Origin of the sequence: Actinoplanes sp. NPDC051633, assembly GCF_040681735.1 — a bacterium.
Lineage (GTDB): Bacteria > Actinomycetota > Actinomycetes > Mycobacteriales > Micromonosporaceae > Actinoplanes.
This window is the reverse complement of record NZ_JBFAZH010000410.1, coordinates 1-6,099: the sequence shown is the minus strand read 5'-3', so window position 1 is coordinate 6,099 and position 6,099 is coordinate 1. Positions and strand designations below refer to the sequence as shown.

The window sequence follows — 6,099 nt, the reverse complement described above, 5'->3', positions numbered from 1 at the left end:
GGGAGCGGCAGCCCCGGCGGGCGTGGCCCGTCGGTGGCCGGATGCGGAGTGGGCGGCGGCGACGGCGAGAACGTGTCCGGCCCGGGCACGAGCGCCGGGCCCGCCGGCGACGGCGCGGGTACGCCGGGACCCGGCGCGGGCCCCGACGGGCTCGGCGGCGGCATCGCACCGGGAGTGGCGGGGCCCGGGCCGAGGGGCGCGGGACTAGCCGCGGGACTAGGGAGGTAGGCCGGCGTCTGCGTCGACTGGGCGAACGGGTCCGCGTTGACGGGGCGCTCGGGCGGCGCGTCCGGAGCGGGCTCGGGCGCCCGCCCTGATGCAGGATCGGCCGGCTCGGGCGAGGCCGGCGCGGCGGGCAGACCCAGGCGGACGGCGGCCGGCGGCAGCGCGGCGTGCGGCGGGCCCGGCATCGGGGTGGCCGACGACGGCCTCGGGGTGGCGGGCGGCGCCGTGGGCGTACCCAAGGCGGCCTCGACATCCGCCTCGCCCGCGGCGAACGCCTCCGGCGCGGCCGCCCGCAGCCGGATCGCGCGCAGCAGGGCCATCAGATGCGGGTCGGAGCCGGACGACACCTGCACACCCCCGGACGCCGATGGACGCGAACAGTACAACCGTACTGCCGCGACGGTCTCTTCGTCGCCTACCCCGCGCAAGCGGCCGCCATGCGCGCCGTCGCCTCATCCAGCACATCCGCCCCGGTGGCGAAGTTCAGCCGGGCGAAACCGGCGCCGGCCGCGCCGAAGCGGGTGCCCGGCTCGAGCGCGACCCTCGCCCGGTCCAGGAACAGCGCCTGCGGCTCGTCGTCGGCGCCCAGCTTGGAGCAGTCCAGCCAGGCCAGGAAGGTCGCCTGCGGCGGCTGCCAGGAGACCGCCGGGAGCCGGTCGCGGAGCAGCTCGCCGAGCTGGGTGCGGCGCGCGTCCAGGGTCGCCACCAGCCGGTCGAGCCACGGGCGCCCGTCGCGGAAGGCGGCCACCGTCGCGATCACGCCCAGGTGCCCGGTGCGCCAGCGGGAGTCCGGCGGGAACTCCTGCACGACGCCGGCCATCCGGGCCGAGCCGGTCACCACCGCGGCGCACTTGAGCCCCGCGAGGTTGAAGCCCTTGCTGGCCGACACCACGCTGACCGCCACGTCACCCGCACCGGGCAGGGACAGCAGCGGGGTGTACGACGCGCCCGGCAACGTCAGCGGCGCGTGGATCTCATCACTGATGATCTTGACGCCGTAGAGCCGGGCCAGCCGGACCAGGGCTGCCAGCTCGTCGGCGGTGTGCACCAGGCCGACCGGGTTGTGCGGGTTGCACAGCACGTACGCCGCGGGATGGGAGGCGAACGCCCGCTCCGTGGCCTGCAGGTCGAGGCGGTAGCCGTTGCCGTCACGTCGCAGCGGGACGTCGAGCAGCCGGACGCCGGCCTCCGGTCCCCAGTCGAAGAACGGCGGGTAGACCGGCGGGCTGATCGCCACGGCGTCGCCCGGCTTGGTGAGCACCCGCAGCAGCTCCACCACGCCCACCCCGACGTCGGTGATCGCGGTGACGGCGGCCGGATCCACCTGCCACCCCCACCGGTCGGCGGCGAACTCGGCGTACGCCTCCCCCAGCATCGGGGCGGCCGACGAGTAGCCGACGTCGGAGGCGTCCACCGCCTCGTGCAGGGCCGCCTTGACCGGCGGCGCGAGGTCGAAATCCATCTCGGCGATGTGCAGCGGGAGGACGTCGGAGGCGAACCTCTGCCACTTGGCGCTGCGCCGGCGCCGCAGCTCGGTCAGTGGCCGGACAGGAAGTTCATCGGTCATCACTCCACCGTGCCCGCTCGATGCGCCAGACAACCTTCTTGCCGTCCTCGTCCTCGAAGTCGGCCGTCGGGTCGTGGACCATGCCGAGCCGGCGCATCACGGCATGTGAGCGGACGTTGCCCGGGTCGGCGATGGCCAGGATCTCCGGCAGGTCCAGCCGCTCGAAGCCGTACGCCAGGCACGGCCGGGCGGCCTCGGTGGCGTACCCGTGCCCCCAGGCGTCGCGGGCCAGCCGCCAGCCGACCTCCACGCCGCTGACCGGGGCGCCCTCGGCGATCGGGTCGAGCCCGGCGAAGCCGATGAACTCGCCACTGCCGGCCACCTCGACCGCCCACCAGCCCCACCCGCGTGCGGCGCACCCGGCCCGGTAGCGGGCGATCGACGCCGCGGCCCCGGCCCGGGTGATCGGGCCGCCGAGGAACTCGCGGACCTGTGGGTCGGCGTTCATCGCGGCCCACGGGTCGAGGTCGTCGTCGCGCCACTCGCGCAGCAGCAGGCGGTCGGTACGCAGCTCGGTCACTCGTCGATCTCCGCATCGTCGCGGCCCAGCTCCCAGAAGGCGACAGCCGCGGCCGCCGCGACATTAAGGGAGTCCACGCCGCGGCGCATCGGAATTTTGACCGGCACGTCGCTGGCCGCGAGGGCGTGCTTGGACAGGCCCGGCCCCTCGGCGCCGAGCAGCAGCGCGGCCCTCGCCCGCTGGCCGGCGGTCAGCTTGTGCAGGGGCACGGCGTCCGGGTCGGGGGTCAGGGCGAGGACGGCGAAACCCGCGTCGCGGACCGAGGCCAGTGCGGACGGCCACGGCTCGAGACGCGCGTACGGGACGGCGAACACCTCGCCCATGCTGACCCGGACGGCGCGGCGGTAGAGCGGGTCCGCACAGGTCGGCGACAGCAGCACGGCGTCGATGCCGAGGGCGGCGGCGTCCCGGAAGACGGCGCCGATGTTGGTGTGGTTGTTGACGTCCTCGAGCACGGCCAGGCGGCGGGCAGAGGCGATCAGATCGTCCGCGGTGCGCAGCGGCAGGCGGTGGAAGCTGGCCAGGACGCCGCGGTGGACGTGGAAGCCGGTGGCCGCCTCGAGCACCGCGGGCGTGGCCGCGTACACCGGGGCGTCGTCCGGCAGGTCGGCGAGCTGATCGACCCGCTTGGCGTCGATCAGGTACGACCGCGGGCGATAGCCGGCGCGCAGCGCGCGGCGCAGCACCAGCTCGCCCTCGGCGATGAACAGCCCGTTCGGCGGCTCCCACTTGGTCCGCAGCTCGAGGTCGGTGAGCGCGCGATAGTCGCCGAGCCGCTCGTCGGCGGGATCGGCGATCTGGTGAACCGGCGGCACGGGCGTCAGTCGACCCGGTAGTAGAGGTGCGTGGCGTGCGCCGACGGCCGCACGTGGATCTGCCGCAGCTGCCGCGGCGGCCCGCCGGTGAACAGCGGGGTCCCGCCGCCGAGGATGACCGGCGCCAGGTGCAGCCGGAGCTCGTCGACCAGGCCGAGCTCGAGCGCGCCGCGGACCGCCTGGGCGCCGCCCATGATGACGACCTCGCGGTCGTCGGCCATGGTGATCGCCTTGGACACGGCGCTGCCCATGCCGTCCACGACGAAGGAGAACCGGTCGCCGAGGCGAACCTCGTCTGGCGGGTTCCTGGTCACGACCAGCACCGGCGGCATCCCCACCTCGGCGGCGCCGTAGCCGACCTCGTCGTTCCAGCCGTCCGGGCCGTCGACGATGTCGAAGAGCCTGCGGCCCATGATCACGACGCCGGTCGCCTCGGTGGACTCGCGCAGCACCGCCCGATCGGTGTCGTCGCCCTCGAAGGCCCAGGTGTGCAGTGCCTCGCCGCCGCGGCCGAGACCGTGCTCGGCATCGACCCCGGGGCCGGTCACGTATCCGTCGAGGGATACCGAGATGTCGCCTACCACCTTCGCCATGGCCACGAGCATGCCACTTCTACGACCGGGGGATCAGACGGCCTCCGGTCCAGGCCAGGCCCATCCCGGCGGCGAGCAGGAGCAGGGCGCCGACCGTCGGCAGCGGCTTCGCGGCGTACGAGCCGGCGCCGATCGACAGCGCGGCCAGCATCAGCAGCACGCCGTCGGCCGGGTTGACCAGCTTCGAGCGGAACACCGCCCAGCCGAGCAGCAGCCAGCCGGCCCCGAGGACGGCGGCGCCGACCATGGCGGCGGTGCGCATCTCGTCGGCCGCCAGCGGGCTGCCGTCCGCCGCGACGCCGGCCGGCAGGGCGGCCAGCGGCAGCAGCACGATCGAGCCGGCCAGGCCGACCAGCAGGCCGGTCAGCGCCGACCGGCGGGTGCGCGCCCCGGCCAGCAACGCGGCCAGGGCAATCATCGCGATCGTGGAGCACCAGCCGGCTGCCAGCCGGACGGCCAGCGGGCCGGGCGGGGTGTCGATGCCGAGAGTGGACCAGCCGAGCAGCAGCGCGCTCAGCGGCAGCGCCCACAGCGCGATCCGGGCGTACCGGCGGACCGACCAGATCCACACCGCCTCACGCACCGGCAGGAGGGGATCGTCCGCGGCGGTCGAGCGGGCTCCGCCGACCCAGGCGGGCGCGACCCGCAGCGGTCGGCCGCTGGCCGTCTGGTGGTGGCTGATGCTCATGGCGACGCCCTCACTGCCGTGTGGCGGCGGGGGGCCGGTATCACCCTCCCAGATGGACGGACACCAAGTAGGTGAAACGCCCGAAAAGGGACAGGAGTTTCCTAGAGAAACGGCCGGTCCCTCGGGGAACCGGCCGTCTCGTGGTTGGAAGGTCAGGCGCGGTCGTGCTCCCCACCGGAGGAGCCGTACACGCGCCCGCTGGTCGCGCCGTTGAAATCGGCGCTACCCAACGCCGCCGACGGCGGGATCGGCTCCGGCGCCGGAAGCCCCTTGGGCCCCTGGTCACCGGACACCTGCGCCTCGGCCTCGCGGACCTGCTCGCCGACCGCCGCCGCTTCGGCCGCCGCGGCCTCGGCCGCCGCGACCGCCTCGCGCTCGACGGCACCGGAGTCGACCGCCTCGGTCGGCTTGTCGCCGACCATGTTGGCCAGCCCGCCCAGCGCGCCGCCCAGGCCGTCGAGTGCCTTGGTCAGCTCGGCCGGCACGATCCAGACCTTGTTCGCCGTGCCGTTGGCGATCTGCGGCAGGGCCTGCAGGTACTGGTAGGCCAGCACCTTCTGCGACGGGTTGGACGTGTGGATCGCGTCGAAGACCGTACGGATCGCCTTCGCCTGACCCTCGGCCTGCAGGATGCGGGCCTGCCGGTCACCGTCGGCCTTGAGCACCGCGGCCTGCTTCTCGCCCTCGGCGGTGAGGATGTTCGCCTGCTTGTGACCCTCGGCGTTGAGGATCGTCGCGCGGCGCTCCCGCTCGGCGCGCATCTGCTTCTCCATCGAGTCGCGGATGCTCGGCGGCGGCTCGATCGCCTTGATCTCCACCCGGGTCACCTTGATGCCCCAGCGGCCGGTGGTCTCGTCGAGCACGCTCGACAGGTGCCGGTTGATCTCCTCGCGGCTGGTCAGCGCGCGCTCGAGGTCGAGCGAACCGATCACGTTTCGCAGCGTGGTCACGGTGAGCTGCTCGATGGCCTGCAGGAAGTTGGAGATCTCGTAGGTGGCGCGGACCGGATCGACGACCTTGAAATAGAGCACGGTGTCGATCGAGACCACCAGGTTGTCGGAGGTGATCACCGGCTGCGGCGGGAAGCTGACCACCTGCTCGCGCATGTCCACCTTGGTGCGGACCGCGTCGACGAACGGCACCAGCAGGTTGAGGCCGGGCGACAGCGTCCGCTTGTACTTGCCCAGGCGCTCGACGACATCCATCCGCTGCTGCGGCACGATCCGGACGGACCGGATCAGCGTGATCACGGCGAACAACGCGATCACGAAGATGAGTACACCTATGACGGCATCCATGGCGCCTCTCTATATGTTCGGCATGTCATCGCGCCACACGATGGCGGTGGCGCCCTTGACCTTGACGACCCGGACCCGCTGGCCGGGCAGGTATTTCTCGGTGTGGTCGAACGTGCGGGCCTGCCACAGCTCGCCGTCGATCTTGACCATGCCCCGGTCGGTGTCGACCTCTTCCAGGACGGTGGCCGCACAGCCCTCGATGGCCTCGACGCCGAACGGCGTCTCGCCCGACTCCACGGCCGACCGCTGGTGCTTCATGATGATCGGCCGGACCGCGCCGACGGAGAGCGCCGAGACGACCGCGAAGACAATCGCCTGAAGCAGCACGGGGGCGCCAAGCGCGGCCGCACCGGGCGCGGCGTGGGCGCCGATCGCGAAGAAGATGTTCTGGTA

7 protein-coding genes and 1 pseudogene are annotated in these 6,099 nt (G+C 73.4%); all 8 read right to left on the bottom strand.

The window, feature by feature from the left end:
- Nucleotides 1–572: pseudogene (locus AB0M20_RS22180) on the bottom strand (hypothetical protein); the annotation flags it as partial.
- Nucleotides 573–640: 68 nt separating this feature from the next.
- Nucleotides 641–1,792, bottom strand: a complete 1,152-nt coding sequence (locus AB0M20_RS22175) for an aminotransferase class I/II-fold pyridoxal phosphate-dependent enzyme (protein ID WP_364300970.1) — start codon at nucleotides 1,790–1,792, stop codon at nucleotides 641–643.
- Nucleotides 1,782–2,312: a GNAT family N-acetyltransferase gene (locus tag AB0M20_RS22170; RefSeq protein ID WP_364300968.1), complete on the bottom strand. Its 531-nt coding sequence runs from the start codon at nucleotides 2,310–2,312 to the stop codon at nucleotides 1,782–1,784. Before AB0M20_RS22170 ends, AB0M20_RS22175 begins: the two co-directional genes overlap by 11 nt.
- On the bottom strand, nucleotides 2,309–3,136 hold the full coding sequence (locus AB0M20_RS22165; RefSeq protein ID WP_364300972.1) for an RNA methyltransferase: 828 nt from the start codon (nucleotides 3,134–3,136) through the stop codon (nucleotides 2,309–2,311). The genes AB0M20_RS22170 and AB0M20_RS22165 overlap by 4 nt, the downstream gene beginning before the upstream one ends.
- Nucleotides 3,133–3,720, bottom strand: a complete 588-nt coding sequence (locus tag AB0M20_RS22160; RefSeq protein ID WP_364300966.1) for a dihydrofolate reductase family protein — start codon at nucleotides 3,718–3,720, stop codon at nucleotides 3,133–3,135. The genes AB0M20_RS22165 and AB0M20_RS22160 overlap by 4 nt, the downstream gene beginning before the upstream one ends.
- A gap of 19 nt (nucleotides 3,721–3,739) precedes the next feature.
- Entirely contained in the window at nucleotides 3,740–4,408 is a 669-nt protein-coding gene (locus AB0M20_RS22155; protein ID WP_364300963.1) for a hypothetical protein, read from the bottom strand.
- Between the two features lie 152 nt (nucleotides 4,409–4,560).
- Entirely contained in the window at nucleotides 4,561–5,706 is a 1,146-nt protein-coding gene (locus AB0M20_RS22150) for an SPFH domain-containing protein (protein WP_364300960.1), read from the bottom strand.
- Nucleotides 5,707–5,715: 9 nt separating this feature from the next.
- Nucleotides 5,716–6,099, bottom strand: a 384-nt coding sequence (locus tag AB0M20_RS22145; protein ID WP_364300958.1) for an NfeD family protein, incomplete at its 5' end; no start/stop codon positions are given.

Bases quoted from the DNA above. Each gene is read 5' to 3' on its own strand.
- AB0M20_RS22175 (WP_364300970.1), bottom strand. From the start codon at position 1,792: ATGACCGATGAACTTCCTGTCCGGCCACTGACCGAGCTGCGGCGCCGG.
- AB0M20_RS22160 (WP_364300966.1), bottom strand. From the start codon at position 3,720: ATGGCGAAGGTGGTAGGCGACATCTCGGTATCCCTCGACGGATACGTG.
- AB0M20_RS22155 (WP_364300963.1), bottom strand. From the start codon at position 4,408: ATGAGCATCAGCCACCACCAGACGGCCAGCGGCCGACCGCTGCGGGTC.
- AB0M20_RS22150 (WP_364300960.1), bottom strand. From the start codon at position 5,706: ATGGATGCCGTCATAGGTGTACTCATCTTCGTGATCGCGTTGTTCGCC.